Below are 16,255 nucleotides of genomic sequence, written 5' to 3'. Positions count from 1 at the left end.
ACAAAATGTAAAGTAAAAAAAGAAGCAGAAGTAAAGAGAGAATGGCGCGTTTACCAGCAAGACTTTTAAGTGGTTACCAAAATTTTATAAACAATCATTTTTTATATAAAATAGCACATTATCAGCAATTGGCGATTGAAGGGCAGAAACCTGAAGTTTTGGTCATTGCTTGTTGTGATTCGCGTGCAGTGCCAGAAATGATTTTTGATGCTAAGCCAGGGGAAATCTTCACTTTGCGCAACGTGGCAAATGTGGTTCCTCCTTTTTCTCCTGATGATCAATATCACGCAACATCAGCAGCTCTTGAATATGCTGTGCAATTGCTCGAGGTGAAACATATTGTCGTTTTTGGTCATGCCCATTGTGGAGGCATTCGTACTGCTCTTAAGGAGACATGTAAATCTTTATCATCAAATGATTTTATTGGTCAATGGATAAGTCTCTTAGCACCAGCAGCAGAAATCGTTTTGAATAATAAGTCGCTGTCTTGGCCAGAAAAACAGACGGCATTAGAGCAGCTTTCTATTCGCCATTCGTTGAGAAATTTAGAGACGTTTCCGTGGATAAAGCTTCGCAAAGATCAAGGTTTTTTGACATTGCACGGGGTTTGGTTTGATATCTCTAGCGGGAAATTATGGAGTATGGAACAGGAAACAGGTTGTTTTATGCGTGTTGAAGTTGAAAGTTTTGAAGTATAGTATTTGCTGTTTTTATTTCTTCGTATAAAAAGACATTTTATGATAAAACTTGACAAAGCTGGGGTTTTATTGTTTGAAGGAGCAAGCTTTCAGTGACAAAATTAACTTGGAGCCACCGACTGAGACCCCAGTTTAAGGGTATAAAGAGATCTCAGAGGTCAACATCCGACGGCGCGATGCGTTCTCGGATGCTATTTTGGTTTGTTTGTTATGCAACAATGAGGTAAATGATGTTTGAATCCTTGCAAGAGCGACTTGGTTCTATCCTGTCTCATTTGACGGGACGTGGCGCTTTATCGGATCAGGATGTTGTAGAGGCGCTGCGTGAAATTCGTCGCGCTTTATTGGAAGCTGATGTTGCTCTTGATGTTGTACGCTCTTTTACCGATAGGGTTCGGGAAAAAGCCGTTGGGGCCGAAATCGTTAAATCAATTAAACCAGGCCAGATGGTGGTTAAAATTGTTCATGATGAATTGGTTCATATTCTTGGAAATGAAAGCGTTCTGAGTGATTTAAATGCACCAGCTCCAGTTGTTGTCATGATGATTGGTTTGCAAGGTTCCGGAAAAACAACTACAACAGCAAAGCTTGCGAAACGGTTCACTGATAAGCACAATAAAAAAGTTCTTATGGCGTCATTAGATACACGTCGTCCCGCTGCACAGGAGCAGTTGCGCCAATTGGGAGAACAGGCGAAACTTGCAAGCTTGCCTATTATTGCGGGACAGCTGCCCGTTGATATTGCATCACGTGCCGTGCAGGCTGCTAAATTGGGTGGTTATGACGTGCTTCTTCTTGACACAGCAGGACGTAATCATATTGATGAAGCTTTGATGCTCGAATTGGCTGAAATTAAAGCATGTTCCCTTCCTCATGAAATTATGTTGGTGGCTGATAGTTTGACAGGGCAAGATGCCGTTCATCTTGCTCGTTCTTTTGATGAGCGTGTAGGGATTACAGGGATTATTTTAACACGTATGGATAGTGATGGGCGTGGTGGTGCTGCTCTTTCTATGCGTGCGGTTACAGGTAAACCAATTAAAGCAATTGGAACTGGTGAAAAAATAGATGCTTTAGAAGAGTTTCATCCCAGCCGTATTGCTGATCGTATTCTCGGAATGGGGGATATTGTTTCTTTGGTTGAAAAAGCTGCTGAAACAATGGATCATGAGAAAGCTGCTGCTTTTGCAAAAAAAATGCAAGCCGGAAAATTTGATCTGAATGATCTTGCAGAACAGTTGCAGAAAATGAAAAAACTGGGTGGAATGGGCGGTATTATGGGCATGTTGCCAGGAATGGGGAAGGTCAAAGAGCAGATTGCGGCCGCGGGGCTTGATGATCGTTTGTTTGATCGTCAATTGGCCATTATTTCATCTATGACACCGCAAGAGCGGGCGAATCCAGAGCTTTTAAAACATAGCCGCAAACAACGAATTGCTAAGGGATCTGGTACAACGGCAGCTGATATTAATAAACTTTTGAAAATGTATCGCCAAATGGCTGATATGATGAAAGCTATGGGTGGTAAAGGAAAAAGTGGTTTTATGGGAAAAATGTTGGGAGGACTTGGTTCCAAAATGGGTTTTGGTGGTATGGGAAATTTGGGGGGGGATTCTCCAGCTATGCCTGATTTGTCGGGATTGGATCTAAAGCAATTCTCAACACTTCAAAAGCAAATTGAAAATGGTAATGGAGGGAAGCTCTTGCCCGGACTTCCCAAGCGTGGACCTACATTTCCTGGTTTTTCCAATGACATTGCTGATAGGGGAAAATTTCCTCAGCATCCTAAGAAAAAATAAGATGTAAAGAGGGAAAGGAATATGATGCAGGAAACAGTATTAAACGAATTGGCACATTTACGAGCATCTATTGATAATTTTGATGCAACTTTGATTCATATCTTAGCAGAGCGTTTTCGTTGTACGAAAGCTGTTGGGCGCTTAAAAGCGCGTTATGATTTGCCTAAAGTAGATCCTCTGCGTGAGCAATATCAGGTAGAGCGTTTGCGGCAATTGGCTATAGATAGTCATCTTGATCCTGATTTTGCTGAAAGATTTTTAAAATTTATTATTAAAGAAGTTGTGCGTCATCATGAAGTTATTGCTGAAGAGCAAAAAACAAAAAAAGTTAATTTAAACGAAAGCCAGAGCTGACAATAGGAGATAAAATATGGCATTGAAAATTCGTTTGTCCCGTGGAGGTTCAAAAAAACGTCCTTACTATCATATCGTCGTTGCAGATGTTCGTAGTCCGCGCGATGGGCGGTTTCTTGAACGTGTTGGTGCATGGGATCCAATGTTGCCTAAAGATGGACCGAGGGTAAAACTTAATGAAGAACGTATCCAATATTGGCTTGGACAAGGGGCTCAACCAACAGATCGCGTTTTACGGTTTTTAGATGCAGCTGGCTTGAAAAAGCGTCCAACCCGTAATAATCCACATAAAGGTGAACCGGGTAAAAAAGCACAAGAACGTATAGCAGCAGCAAAGCAAGCGGCAGAAGAAGCAGCGGCAGCGGCTGAAGCAGAATCTGCTTCAGCATGAGAAGCATGATTGTTTAATCAACGTGTCTTTAAAAGCTTTAGAAAAATAAATATTATCCGTTTTTGTCTATCAAAAACGGATTTTCTTTAAAAAGCTGCTTGTTTAAACAGCGCTGGTTTTATAAAAATCAATGGTTTTAAAAGTCAATAGCGCGGCCTTTAATTTCCCAGTCTCCATAGCGGGAAGGGTCTTTGCCGCCGCGTCCGCCGTTTTCTAAAGGTTGTTCTTTTTTGGCTGCGTTTTTTCGCCTTTCTTCAGCTTCTTTAAGGGCGCGTTGTGCTGCGGGAGAAAGAGATTGCTGTTTAACAACAGTTGCATTTTTTTTGCTTGTTTTCTCATCTTTTTTATTCATTTTACACCTATTCCATTGAAGAAGCAGAAAGAAAACACCATCATATAATATTGATTGGCTTTTATCATGGAGTTTTTTGAGTAATGAATATAATGCGTACAGCCATGCTTTTGGCTTTTTTAACTGCTCTCTTTATGGGAGTTGGTTATCTTGTTGGAGGGGGTGGTGGCATGGTCATTGCTCTTTTGATGGCAAGTGGTTTAAACTTTTTTTCTTATTGGAATTCGGATAAAATCGTTTTACGCATGTACGGGGCGCGTGAAGTTGATCAGCATTCAGCACCAGTTTATTATAAGATTGTAAGCGATTTAGCACAAAGGGCTTCTCTTCCTCAACCAAAGGTTTATGTTATTGAGAATGCACAGCCAAATGCTTTTGCGACGGGACGTAATCCGCAAAATGCTGCTGTTGCTGCAAGTACTGGGTTGTTAGAGCGGTTGAGTTCAGAGGAAATTGCCGGTGTTATGGCGCATGAGCTCGCACACATTGAGCATCGTGATACCTTAACAATGACTCTAACCGCAACGATTGCAGGGGCAATTTCAATGCTTGGTAATTTTGCTTTCTTTATGGGAGGACCGCGTAACTCTTCAGAAGATTCTCATGGCGCTGGGGCAATTGGAGGATTTATTGCACTGCTCGTGGCACCTTTTGCAGCAATGCTGGTGCAAATGGCGATTAGTCGTACGCGGGAATATGCTGCGGATCGGAGAGGGGCTGAAATATGTGGTAATCCTTTATGGTTGGCTTCGGCATTGCGTAAGATTGCTGATGGGGGACGTGGGGTATATAATGAAGAAGCAGAGCATAATCCAGCAACCGCGCATCTGTTTATTATTAATCCTTTGAGCGGTGAGGGAGCGGATAGTCTTTTTTCTACACATCCAGCAACTGCAAACCGTATTGCTGCTCTTTATCAGCAAGCAGAAGAGATGAAAGGGGCTCTTGCCAAAAGTGTGGGATGGAATAAAGAAGATACTATACATGAAAAAAGCAACGGGATGAACTATGGAGATTTTCATAGTGGTCGGGCTCATGCATTAGGTGAGCAAGAAAACAGTTCTTTTCAGCGTGTTACAAAACGTCCTTCTTGGCTTCGTTATGAAAATTCAAAAAGATCTCGTTCATAGAGTTACTGAGGGAGTTTTTAAGGAAACAGTGATATAAAGGTGGTGTTTTGAAACACAAAAAAGCGGGGCATGTGTCTGAAAAAAATGTTCCAGGATTAGCTGTTCGACAGGTGTGTGTGCGTCTTTTGGGGGCGGTAGTTGATAAGCACACGCCTCTGTCTGGTTTGACGGATAATGAACACGGACATCCACAATATTTAAAGCTTTCACAACGAGATCGTTTGTTATGTCGGGCTATTTTAACAGCTTCATTGCGTCATCGAGGGCAGATTACGGCAGCTCTCTCACGCCTTTTAGCGCGTCCTTTGCCTTCACAAGCACTTTCACTCCAGCATCTTTTGCATATCAGTGTTGCACAAATTCTTTATCTTGATATTCCAGATCATGCGGCTATTGATTTAGCTGTGCGTGTGACGAAACTTGACCCTCGAATGCGCCGTTTTTCAGGGGTGGTGAATGCTCTTTTACGCAATATTGCACGTGAGGCGGTGTCTTTACGCCAACAAATTCCTTCCATTGAAGGTGTGCCAGCGTGGTTTGGACAGCTTTTAATGTCAGCTTATGGAACAGAAAAGGCGCATCAGATTATAGCAATTCAAAGTGTAGAACCCCCTTTTGATTTGACAGTGAAATCTGATAGTGTTGGATGGGCTGAAAGGCTTGGCGGTTTGGTGTTGCCCAATGGTTCTGTTCGATTGAATCGTCTGGAGTGTTCTGTTTCTGATTTACCAGGCTATAGTGAAGGAACTTGGTGGGTTCAAGATTTTGCTGCAGCGTTGCCTGCTTGTTTACTAGGAACACTTCGGGGTAAGCGAGTTGCTGACCTTTGTGCAAGCCCTGGGGGAAAAACAGCACAATTGGCTTTGCAAGGAGCGCAGGTGACAGCAATTGAGCTTTCTGCTAACCGCGTAAAGCGTTTAAAAGAAAATATGGAACGGCTTCATTTTTCAGTTCACATTTGGCAGGGCGATGTGAGAAATTTCCATCCCACACAGCTTTTTGATGCGGTTCTTCTCGATGCTCCTTGTTCTTCTACTGGAACGATCCGTCGTCATCCAGATATTTTATGGACGAAATCGAGGGATGATATCGTCAAGTTAGCGGCGTTGCAACATGATTTGCTTGTCGCAGCAATTTCTTTGGTAAAGGTGGGGGGACGGATTGTTTTTTCCAATTGTTCATTGGCAAGAGAAGAAGGTGAAGATCTTATTGAAAAAATTTTATCGACACGCAATGACATTGTTTTAGAACCTATTTATCCAGAGGAAATGGGAGCACTGGCACATTTGCTTTGTGGGGGGATGTTACGTACAACGCCTGCGGATTTTTGTCATAAAAATTTTGATGCTGAGAAAACCGCATTTTTAGGAATGGATGGTTTTTTCGCTGCGCGCTTACGAAAAATTGCTTAATTAACGCTTCATTTACAAAAATGGTCGAAATTGTATTTGAATCAGCATAAATGGAGATGAAATTTTGGCGGTTGCGGTAAAAGCTCCTCAGGTAAAAGTGGCAGCCTGTATCGATACGATACAGAATGTTATGCGGCGTTTATGGGTTGGACCATTGTTTCGTTGGCGGTTTTCAGGGTTTCGTCCTCATAAAATTTTAGCGCATCCCATGGATTTGCATGTGGCTGATCCTATGATGGCGCATGAATTTTATCATGGTCGTTTTGCTTTTGCTGGTCACATTGTTCATTCTGGTGCTGTTTCGCCGTTTGCATTGGTTCCACCAACGCTAGAATGGGAAGCAGCTCTACATGATTTTCATTGGTTGCGCCATATGGAGGCAGCAGGAAGTGATTTAGCTTCTGCACATGCACGCTCTCTTTTAGAAGATTGGTTTGACCATGCTGGCAAGAAGGTAAAAGGGCTTGCTTGGAGTGGTCCTGTTGTGGCGCGGCGCTTGATTTCATGGATTTGTCATTCGAAAATGTTGTTAGAAGGAGCAAGTGAGCGGTTTGAAAAACGCTTTTTACGTGCGCTTGGTTTGCAATTTCGTTATTTGCGCGTAACAATTTGCAGTATGGAGCATGATGACCGACGTTTACAAGCAGCAGCGGCTTTGACGTTCGCATCTCTTGCTTTGCCTGTTTCTGTGGCAGTGAAAAAAAAGGTACAAACCACACTTATAAAAGAGCTTTCCCGTCAAATCCTAGTTGATGGTGGGCATATTTCTCGTAGTCCTGTTATTTTGCTGAATTTGTTATCGGATTTATTGTCGTTACGGCATCTTTTTATGCGTAGCAATGAAACAGCACCACGTATTTTGATTGATTCTGTTGAGCGTATGTTGCCGGCTTTACGATTCTTTATCCATGAGGATCAAACGTTGGCTCATTTTAATGGGGTTGGTCCCCTTGTGTCGGAACGGTTATCGTCCCTTTTGGAGCTTGATGAAACAGGAGGGCATCCTTTTAGTTATGCCCGTTATTCAGGATTTCAGCGCTTAAAAGCCAATCAAACAACAGTGCTTGCAGATACAGGAAAGTTTCCACCCCGCTTTGTAGCACAGCAGGCTTGTTCGGGGTGTTTGTCTTTTGAAATGTCTTCACAAGGGCACCGTTTTATTATCAATACCGGTGTTAATCCTGATGGGCGGGAAGATTATCGACATTTAGGGCGTGTTACTGCAGCACATTCAACAGCTACGCTTAATGATTGTTCAGTGGGTGCTTTTTATCAGAAAAAGAAAAATGGCGCGCCATTTTTGTTTGATGGACCAACGGATGTTCAAGTGCGCCGTATAGAGGATTCAGAGAAGACGGGTTTTATTGCGAGTCATAATGGTTATGTGCGACCCTTTAATTTTATTCATGAGCGTGGTCTTATTTTGGCAACAAATGGAGATATGATCGAAGGTTTTGATCGCTTTTTTATGCCAAATAAAGGGGGAAAGAGACACAAGAGTGTGCAAAATGAACAAGATCATGTTGCTGTTCGGTTTCATCTTCATCCACAAGTTGAAGTTAACTATGATGGCAAACGTGTGTGTTTAGCTGTAAAGAACGAGAACGTGAAGAGCGAACAAGTATGGTATTTTGTATCGCCTGACGCAGATATTTGTCTTGAAGATTCGATTGATTTTGCAGAATTAACAGGTCCACAGCGGACACAACAGATTGTTTTATATTTTCGTCCTGCATTTCAGGAAAAAGTTCGTTGGCGTTTTATCCGTAAAGCGTTTGATAAAAAATCAGAACATTATTCCAACCCATAGTATATTGCGTTTTATCTTCGTGTCGCAAAACATCATCGTTTATTGTGGTAATATTCTCAAAATTTGAAGATCATATAAATTTTATACATGAAGCATTTTATTAGAGTATAGGTTGGATGTTTTTAGGCAAGGTTTGCTCATAGAATCTCATGAGGTGATGCTAAGAGGGATTGGCTCTCGAAAAAAGAGTTTTTGATAGACCATTGTTGACAGATGAGTACTGGTTAAGGATCTTCATTCTTTAAAGATGTGGAGAGAAAATAAAGCTGTTGCTTATCTTCTATAAGTTCTTAAGTGTGCTGTTGGGATTAATATTTATCTCTGAGAGAGTTGCATTAATAGGGTTACGCTCCCTCACGAAAAACAGAGCGCTATTTATTGCATATTCACGGACGTATATTAAAGAAAAATCCCTTAATACTTCCAAGCCTATTTCGTGATGATGTCTGTGATGGGTATAACGGTAAATCCATGAAGCACCCCATCTTTACGCAAGGAGCAATTTAGCACCATCACACTATTTATTAGTGCCCAATTTTTGTAACAGCTCTTGGCACTAGAGATGATTCATAAGAGGCATTTTTAGCCTTTTCTTAATAGTTTTTATCCACACAGGATCCCCCGTTTGTAACGTGCAAGCGAATGGTTTTTGTATTCAACATACATAGATTTTAAATGGGAGAATCTTACGGTATTCGGGGTTCTAATTCAATATGAATAACGCTAAATTATCATTATAAATCAAATGTTTTACATCATAGAAGCACTGAGAATTCAAGAAACAACACATAGCAACGCCCGAGAAAAACAACCCTTCTGCTCTTTGTTATTATAAATGAAGTCATAATAACAAGCCACAAAATGCACGTTTTTTCACAGCAAAGCACTCTCTCAAATGCTTCAAACAACGTTTATAAAGATTTACGCGAATAACGTCGTGCAATCAAATTAATATCACCGCGACAAATTCCAAGATCGCTGAGTTCATATGTTGAAAGACACCTTAATGCATTAACGGTTCGACGATAACGGCGCCAATTACTATAAAAACGTAGAATATTCATATCCTCTACTCAAACTTTTCATTTCACTCTTTGGTTTAAGAATAGAGCATATTACTAAAAAGAGTTGTGTTATAATATCATAACAGGTATGCATCTACATACAAGATAATATCCCTTTAACATTTTGCTCATGTGAAAGGGAAGCCATTAAAGTATTAACAACAACAATATCTTATCCCTAAATAATGGTTAAATTATGTGCATTTTCTGTGGTGATAAACGTCTTCACGAGTAGATTCTTTGGATTGAATAACTGCTTCCATTTCAATAGTGATCAATAGTCATACGATGATTATGAAAAATTCCTTGAAACATTTGTCTCATATAATAGAGAGAATCAGCAAAATTATTAATGGCGGAAGTGTCGTGTTCCTGTGAAAACCATCGCTAAACCCTGCGCATCAGCAGCCGTGATAACTTCTTCATCACGCATGGAGCCTCCTGGTTGAATAACTGCTGTTGCTCCTGCTTCAGCTGCTGCTAATAAACCATCTGCAAAAGGAAAAAATGCATCTGATGCAACAACCGATCCTTTTGTGAGAGTTTCTGTTAAGCCTGCTCTTTGCGCACTTTCTGCTGCTTTACTTGCAGCAATTTTTGCTGAATCGATGCGGCTCATTTGTCCGGCTCCAATTCCAACTGTTGCGCTATTTTTCGCGTATACAATAGCATTTGATTTAACGTGTTTTGCTACACGAAAAGCAAACTGAAGATCACGCATTTCATCTTGAGTTGGTGCCCGCTTTGTCACTACTTGCAATTTAAGATCATCAACCACCACGTTATCACGCGATTGCACTAAAATGCCTCCTGCAAGTGTTTTCGCAAGAAGTCCTCCACAGCGTGGATCAGGAACTCCACCTGTAATGAGCAAACGAAGATTTTTTTTCTTGGCAATAATTTCACGTGCCGCCATTGTGGCATCAGGAGCAATAATCACTTCTGTGAAAATTTTAACAATCTCTTCAGCACATTCCTCATCAAGGGTTTGATTTAAAGCAACAATTCCACCAAATGCCGATACATTATCACACATAAGAGCTTTCAAATAAGCTTCTTTCAAATTTTCTCCTTCCGCAACACCACAAGGATTGGCATGTTTAATAAGAGCGACAGCAGCGGTTTTTTGCGGATCAAATTCTGCCACAAGCTCAAAGGCTGCATCTGTATCATTCAGATTGTTATAAGAAAGCGCTTTGCCTTGTAAAAGTTTTGCTGTTGCAATACCAAAACGTTTTTCATTATTGCGATAAAATGCTGCCTGTTGATGTGGATTTTCCCCATAGCGCATAACACTCTCAAGATGACCAGAAAAACTCTGCCACGATGGAATTTCAATTTTTAAATCCCGTGCAAACCACGATGCTATTGCCGTATCATAAGCGGCGGTGTGTGCATAAGCGCGCATTGCTAGCTGATGACGCATAGATAAGCTTAAACATCCATTATGCTGTTTTAATTCAGCTAGAATCGAATCATAATCTTTTATCGCTGTTACAACACCAGTATAAGCATAATTTTTTGCCGCGGCGCGAATCATCGCAGGTCCACCAATATCAATATTTTCAAGAATCGTTTGCCCATCGGCTCCCGATAAGATCGTCTCTTCAAACGGATAAAGATTCACCACCAAAAGATCAATTCCATGAATGCTGTTCTTTTCCATAGCTTCCCTATGGCTAGGATCTTCTCTTACCCCTAACAAAGCACCATGAATCAAAGGATGGAGTGTTTTTACACGCCCATCCATTATCTCAGGAAATCCGGTAACTTCAGCAACATCTTTTACGGGTAAACCAGCTGCTATGAGGGTTTTGGCTGTTCCCCCTGTTGAAATCAATTCAACATTGTAAGTAGCATGAAGGGCTTGTGCAAAAGCAACCACACCCGTTTTATCAGACACAGAAAAGAGAACACGACGAACCCGATGAAGATCAGGTATGGGAAAATTTTTGGCAACAACACCCATAACAGAAGCCTTAAAAATGAAAGAGTTAAAATTCTAGTAAAACACGCTTATAGATTTATAGCATAAGCCTTTAGCAAAATACACTGAAAGGATAAACTGTCTTTTTAGAATATGGGATGCCTCACCTTTTTCTATTATCCTGTAAAAATACTCTCATTTGGGGTGTGGTGGTGGGTGTATAAAGTCTCATTGAGACATTAAATGTTTTTTTGTTGCTTATAACTCAATATTTCATCTTCATAGCAGTTTTGAAACAAAAAACGCATCCGTATGTTCTCTGCTATATTAGCTTTTATGCTAGATGAAGGCGAAAGTATTGCGTATATCAATTGGAGTAATCTCTGAAATGGGAAACAACCTAACGAAGCAAGAATATAAAATTATAAAGGCAAACAATGAGTGCTCATCTTTCCTATCATTTTTAAATTTGGCTGTATGTTTTTCAAAAGCGTTTATGATAATGTTTTAGAGTGAATTTTTTTAAGAGTGGAGATAATGCATTGCTTCACATTTTTGTGCATTACAATTTTTAATGAATTAACCTGTTAAAGCCCTCGTTTTATGATGGTTTTTTGAAGAGTATCGCGTAAATCCTTTGTGGATGGTATAAAGTCCATTGTATGCCTATGATCTTTATTTAACAAAGGCGCAAGTTAGTAGATTCTGTTATCTTCATCAGTTTCCAAGATTCTAAAAATTTTTGTTACTTGAGATGGAAGAGGTCTTTTTTTAGTTTTTTTGCCGTAGCAGAAAAAGAAAAGCTCCTAACACACCAGCAGCTAAAATAAACCACGTGATTGCATAAACGAGATGATTATTTCGAAAATGTACAATCGTAAGACCAACGACAGGAAGGTTTGCTTGTGGAGATGTTTTGCTGGCATCAATGAAATAAGGGGCAACAGTGGACAAGCCAAGTTTTTGTGCCATAGCGGGGAGATCGCGTGTATACCATAAATTTTTATCAGGATTATTTTTACGCGGGAAAAATCCATTTTTTTCACTCATGCGTAATAAACCTATAATCGTTGTTTGTTCTGTGTCCGTGGTAGAATTTCGCTGAGATGAGGCATTGGTATGCGATTGCTCTGAGTTTCGAAAATTGTTACGTTCATCCATAGGGATAAAGCCACGGTTGATAAAGATCAGTGTATTATCAGCAGTTTGTAAAGGAGTCAAAACCCAATAGCCTGTAGTATTTTGAGCGGCAGCAGTGACTAAAATATTTTTATCTGTTAAAAATTTTCCTGTGGTAACAACAGGTTGATATTCGTTTTTTTCAAAAGTAACATCTGACCATTGATTTTTTGGGGGGGCTTTTATGGGGGGCAAATGAATGCGCTGATTGGCACTGGTGATGAGATTTGTTTTCCAGTTTAACCGTTGTACTTGCCATATACCTAATGCACTGAAGAGAAGAAAAAAACAAATACATAAAGTCCCAAACAAAAAAGAAGAAAAACGGCAAGAATCTTCTTGAAGCTTTGTCATGGGGGGCTCTTTTTTGCTCATGATTTATGCTTCCTTTCGGGACAATAAGTTTTCATTCTAACATGGTATGTATTTAAAAAAAACATTTTGTACGCTTTTTGGTGGAATTTGCACGCCTTGTTGAGGAAAAAGATGAAGAATGAGCTAGTAAGATATGAAAAAGGTTTTATAAAAGACTTGACCTTTTGTTGTCGACCCCCTATTAGAAAGAGACTTCCTAATGATGCCCGTTCAAGGTTGCATTGTGCGTGTTTTGCGTTCATTGTGTCCTTTGGGTGTGGGGATTTGAAAGTTTCTTAGAGTTTAAGGGTGAAGTTTATGTCTCGTGCATGTGAATTGACAGGGAAGACGGTTCTGTATGGTAATAATGTTAGCCATGCGAATAATAAGACTCGGCGTCGTTTTTTACCAAATCTTTGCAATGTGACATTGATTTCAGAAGTGTTACAGCAAAGTTATCGCTTGCGCATTTCAGCAAGTGCATTGCGTTCTGTTGAGCATCGTGGTGGCCTTGATGCTTTTTTGGTCAAAGCAGATGATAAAGAGTTGTCGCAACGTGCGCGTTTGCTAAAACGACAAATCATTAAGAAAAAAGCTGAGCAAGAAGGTGAGCAAAAGGCTGAACAAGCAGCGTAATTGTTAGCGCCATTCTTTTTGGTTTATTGACGCTTTTATTCCGGTTTTCTGTTCTAGAAGTTAAGTTTTTTTAGGTTGATCGTTTAATTTTATTGGTTCCGTATCATAGGTTAAAAAAATGCCCTCAAGCAGTCCTTTACGAGAACAGCAAAAGAAGAGGTACATTGTTTTTTCTATTTTAGCAATGTGCCTTGCTGTCACTGCTTCTAATATTTTTGTTCAATATCCTGTCTACTGGTTTGATTTAAATGAGCTGTTGACTTATGGGGCTTTTACCTATCCATTTGCTTTTCTGATCAATGATTTGACCAATCGTTTTTATGGTCCATCTGCTGCGCGGCGTGTGGTTTACGCTGGTTTTTTTGCGGGTGTCTTTGTTTCTTGGATATTGGCGACACCACGGCTTGCACTTGCTTCTAGTTTTGCATTTTTATTTGGGCAACTCATTGATATTGTTGTTTTTACTCCTTTGCGACGTAAAACATGGTGGAAAGCACCTTTAGCAGCAGCGTTGGTTGGTTCGGCTTTGGATACAGTACTGTTTTTTGCTCTTGCTTTTTCTAGCTCTTTTGCTGTTCTTGATAAGATAACAGGCTATGCTGATAGTTCACTGGTGGAGAGTACTGTTTTGGGAGGGGTAGGCATGCCAGTTTGGCTCTCGCTTGCTTTTGGTGATTTTTCGGTAAAAATTGTTATGAGCCTGTTTATGTTGATTCCCTATGGAACAATTCTTAATATTGTAAAGCTTCCTCTTTATCAAAGTCATTCAAAGGATGATTCTTCTTTTGTTTGTAACAAATAATGATCTTTGTCCTTTTGTTTTGCTAAAGAAGAAAAGGTTGTGCGTTATGTCTTCTAAGAATAGAATTTGAGTGGATTCAAAAAAGGGATTTTGCTTCTTTTCTCAAGTTGTATTTATCCATACATCATCTATGCTTATGATGTGTAAGGAGATATTTTTGACTGATTCAGTATGAGATAAGAGCATCTTATCAGTATTAAAAACAGGTAATAAAGCTCTTATAAAGGCCAAAAAATGTCTTGTTAAGAATTTTGATGTCTTACTTATGATTATTTGAGCTATAAGAAACTTGGTTCTTATATAGGAAAAAACATTTCGATATACATTTGGGTAGTATATAAATAGAAAAATAAATACCAATGGTATCAAGTCCTTTTTGACAGTTTTAAAATTTGGCTATACTGCTATTTATCATTATTTTAGTAACAAATGTTTGTGCAGATATGTTAATGAATTTACAATTCGTTATAATGCGATCTCTGTAGAATTTGGCAAACGCTTCGAGTATTTATTTTAGATAATTGTAGGTTAGAAAATGTGATACTTGGAGCTGATAATATGAACAAAATGATAAATCAAAGAGATCATACAAAGGCTTTATTGGATAATTTGGTATTAACTTCCTCGAAAAAACAGAGAGAGACTAGGGAGTTGCCTATTGTAAAATCACCTCTTCGTTATCTGGGAGGGAAAAGTCGTGCTGTTCCTATGATTATTAATAACTATATAAGGAAACAAAAAACTTTATGCTCTCCTTTTGTAGGATGAGGTTCAATTGAATTAACCTTAGCAAAAAGAGGAACAAAGGTTTATGCTTCTGATGCTTTTAAGCCGCTTGTTATTTTTTGGCAGATGCTTTAGAGAGATGCTTTAGCTCTTGCAGAAAAAGTGAGAGAATATGAAGATATGACTCCCGTAATGTTTTATAATCTCCAAAAAACTTTTGGGAATATTAAAAATCAATTAGAAATTGCTGCCGTTTTTTCTTACTCTTAATCGCTCTTCTTTTTCAGGAACAACACTTTCTGGCGGGATGTCTCCAGGACATCTTCGATTCAAGTATCGTTCTATTGAACGGCTTAAAGATTTTAAGATTGAAAATTTCACAGTGGAACACAGAGATTTTACAGAAAGTATTCCTAAACACTTTAACGATTTTCTTTATTGTGATCCTCCATATCTTATTAATCAAAAACTTTATGGTCAAAAAGGCGATAAACATAATTCTTTTGATCATCAATCTCTTGCTGAACTTTTAAGAAAGCATCACAGATGGGTTTTATCTTATAATGATTGTGTTGGAAGTTAGAGAACCTTATAAAGGACATATAATACTTAATCCTGAATGGATTTACGGTATGGGAAACAATAAAAAATCAAATGAACTCGTAATTTTGAGTAAGGATCTTTAGGAAATTGCATGAAACAGGTAGAAAATGGAAAAGCCTTTGAATATGCTTTGCTATGGGTTTTAAAAAAGCAACAAAGGCTTCTATAGAGTTTAACTCGTCCTTTCAAATAGCGGAGTCTTTTTATAATTTATTTAATGATACTGAAAAAAGCTTTTAAATCTTGCTTCTATTGAAGCAGTTGTTTTCTTACAGTTACATGATAAAAATATTAGAAACACGAAAACTATTGTTCTTCAGGAAGATTTTGTTGGGATCAAAGGAGATGTCCGTGATATTATTTTAAAAGTTCCTGAAAATCACATTGGTATTTCTGCAAAACATAATCATAGCGCTATCAAACATCCTCACCTTTCCGGTAAAATAGATTTTGGTAAAGAATAGACAGGTTACCCCGTGTAGCAGCGTTTATTTCAATGAAGTTAGGCCTATTTTTGATTATTTAGCAGAGCTCAGAGATAAGAAGACGTTCTTTAGAGATATAGAGGATAAAGACAGCAGAGTTTATCTTCCAATCCTAGAAGCTTTTTCTAAAGAACTTCAAAGGCTTTGTTTAGATTATCAAGATAAATTTGTGAAGCTATTGTTTCAGTATGTTATAGGTTCTTATGATTTTTATAAGATTATGATAGATACAAGATCTAAACAAAAACGGGTTATTATTCAGTCTTTTAATTTGAATGGCACTCTGGGATATGGTCGTAAATGGAAAATTCCAAGCAAAGTTTTATCAGTTGCAATAAAACCAGAAAGTAAAAACAAACTCATTATAATTTTTGAAGATGGTTGGAGCATTTCTTTTAGGATTCATAATGCATCCAGTAAAGTAGAAGCTTCCTTAAAGTTCGATATTCAATTTGTGGGATTATCTTCTCAGGTTGTTAGTCATCAAATTCCGATGGTTTAATGATAGAGATAACTTTTTAAAATGTAATTGT

General features: G+C 39.0%; 17 protein-coding genes. 13 read left to right on the top strand and 4 right to left on the bottom strand.

The window, feature by feature from the left end; genetic code table 11:
• Nucleotides 1–41: 41 nt before the first annotated feature.
• The 4 genes from ACFIKD_RS00180 (at nt 42) to rpsP (ending at nt 3,242) form a co-directional block, all read left to right on the top strand.
• Nucleotides 42–698 (top strand): carbonic anhydrase, encoded by a 657-nt coding sequence (locus ACFIKD_RS00180; RefSeq protein ID WP_208439374.1) that lies wholly within the window; start codon nt 42–44, stop codon nt 696–698.
• 230 nt (nt 699–928) lie between these two features.
• On the top strand, nt 929–2,497 hold the full coding sequence (ffh, locus tag ACFIKD_RS00175; protein WP_375647003.1) for a signal recognition particle protein: 1,569 nt from the start codon (nt 929–931) through the stop codon (nt 2,495–2,497).
• 24 nt (nt 2,498–2,521) lie between these two features.
• Nucleotides 2,522–2,851: a chorismate mutase gene (locus ACFIKD_RS00170; protein WP_273787741.1), complete on the top strand. Its 330-nt coding sequence runs from the start codon at nt 2,522–2,524 to the stop codon at nt 2,849–2,851.
• A 16-nt stretch (nt 2,852–2,867) separates the two neighbouring features.
• Nucleotides 2,868–3,242, top strand: a complete 375-nt coding sequence (rpsP, locus tag ACFIKD_RS00165; RefSeq protein ID WP_273787601.1) for a 30S ribosomal protein S16 — start codon at nt 2,868–2,870, stop codon at nt 3,240–3,242.
• Between the two features lie 136 nt (nt 3,243–3,378).
• Here the strand turns inward: rpsP and ACFIKD_RS00160 are convergent, their stop codons facing one another.
• On the bottom strand, nt 3,379–3,594 hold the full coding sequence (locus ACFIKD_RS00160; protein WP_375644324.1) for a DUF1674 domain-containing protein: 216 nt from the start codon (nt 3,592–3,594) through the stop codon (nt 3,379–3,381).
• Between the two features lie 83 nt (nt 3,595–3,677).
• Between ACFIKD_RS00160 and htpX the strand changes: the two genes are divergently transcribed.
• From htpX to ACFIKD_RS00145, 3 genes are all read left to right on the top strand, one after another.
• Nucleotides 3,678–4,724 carry a zinc metalloprotease HtpX gene (gene htpX / locus ACFIKD_RS00155; protein ID WP_375644323.1) on the top strand — a complete coding sequence of 349 codons (1,047 nt, stop codon included), beginning with the start codon at nt 3,678–3,680 and terminating at the stop codon, nt 4,722–4,724.
• A gap of 47 nt (nt 4,725–4,771) precedes the next feature.
• The gene (locus tag ACFIKD_RS00150; RefSeq protein WP_375646897.1) at nt 4,772–6,136 is read left to right on the top strand and encodes an RsmB/NOP family class I SAM-dependent RNA methyltransferase; all 1,365 of its coding nucleotides are present in this window, start codon (nt 4,772–4,774) and stop codon (nt 6,134–6,136) included.
• Nucleotides 6,137–6,200: 64 nt separating this feature from the next.
• Nucleotides 6,201–7,946, top strand: a complete 1,746-nt coding sequence (locus tag ACFIKD_RS00145) for a heparinase II/III family protein (RefSeq protein WP_375646895.1) — start codon at nt 6,201–6,203, stop codon at nt 7,944–7,946.
• A gap of 911 nt (nt 7,947–8,857) precedes the next feature.
• On the opposite strand, the gene ACFIKD_RS00140 is transcribed toward ACFIKD_RS00145, so the two are convergent.
• The 3 genes from ACFIKD_RS00140 to ACFIKD_RS00130 form a co-directional block, all read right to left on the bottom strand.
• Nucleotides 8,858–9,010, bottom strand: coding sequence for a DUF1127 domain-containing protein (locus ACFIKD_RS00140; RefSeq protein WP_375635308.1), 153 nt, complete (start codon nt 9,008–9,010; stop codon nt 8,858–8,860).
• 349 nt (nt 9,011–9,359) lie between these two features.
• On the bottom strand, nt 9,360–10,979 hold the full coding sequence (purH, locus tag ACFIKD_RS00135) for a bifunctional phosphoribosylaminoimidazolecarboxamide formyltransferase/IMP cyclohydrolase (protein WP_375646894.1): 1,620 nt from the start codon (nt 10,977–10,979) through the stop codon (nt 9,360–9,362).
• Between the two features lie 729 nt (nt 10,980–11,708).
• A complete protein-coding gene (locus tag ACFIKD_RS00130) occupies nt 11,709–12,491 on the bottom strand; it encodes an SURF1 family protein (RefSeq protein ID WP_375635306.1) in 783 nt (260 codons plus the stop codon).
• 297 nt (nt 12,492–12,788) lie between these two features.
• Between ACFIKD_RS00130 and rpmB the strand changes: the two genes are divergently transcribed.
• From rpmB to ACFIKD_RS00100, 6 genes are all read left to right on the top strand, one after another.
• Complete coding sequence (gene rpmB / locus ACFIKD_RS00125) at nt 12,789–13,106, top strand: 50S ribosomal protein L28 (protein ID WP_015857048.1); 318 nt, start codon at nt 12,789–12,791, stop codon at nt 13,104–13,106.
• 118 nt (nt 13,107–13,224) lie between these two features.
• On the top strand, nt 13,225–13,908 hold the full coding sequence (locus ACFIKD_RS00120; RefSeq protein ID WP_375644319.1) for a VUT family protein: 684 nt from the start codon (nt 13,225–13,227) through the stop codon (nt 13,906–13,908).
• Nucleotides 13,909–14,245: 337 nt separating this feature from the next.
• Nucleotides 14,246–14,425, top strand: coding sequence for a transposase (locus ACFIKD_RS00115; RefSeq protein WP_375644412.1), 180 nt, complete (start codon nt 14,246–14,248; stop codon nt 14,423–14,425).
• Between the two features lie 453 nt (nt 14,426–14,878).
• The gene (locus ACFIKD_RS00110) at nt 14,879–15,217 is read left to right on the top strand and encodes a DNA adenine methylase (protein ID WP_375644318.1); all 339 of its coding nucleotides are present in this window, start codon (nt 14,879–14,881) and stop codon (nt 15,215–15,217) included.
• Nucleotides 15,218–15,488: 271 nt separating this feature from the next.
• Nucleotides 15,489–15,701, top strand: coding sequence for a HaeIII family restriction endonuclease (locus tag ACFIKD_RS00105; protein ID WP_375635461.1), 213 nt, complete (start codon nt 15,489–15,491; stop codon nt 15,699–15,701).
• On the top strand, nt 15,688–16,224 hold the full coding sequence (locus ACFIKD_RS00100) for a HaeIII family restriction endonuclease (protein WP_375644317.1): 537 nt from the start codon (nt 15,688–15,690) through the stop codon (nt 16,222–16,224). Before ACFIKD_RS00105 ends, ACFIKD_RS00100 begins: the two co-directional genes overlap by 14 nt.
• Nucleotides 16,225–16,255: the final 31 nt, after the last annotated feature.

Origin of the sequence: Bartonella sp. CR84HXZ (genome assembly GCF_042194535.1) — a bacterium.
Lineage (GTDB): Bacteria > Pseudomonadota > Alphaproteobacteria > Rhizobiales > Rhizobiaceae > Bartonella > Bartonella grahamii.
Note: the sequence above shows the minus strand (reverse complement) of the source record. Positions and strands in the feature narration are given on the sequence as shown.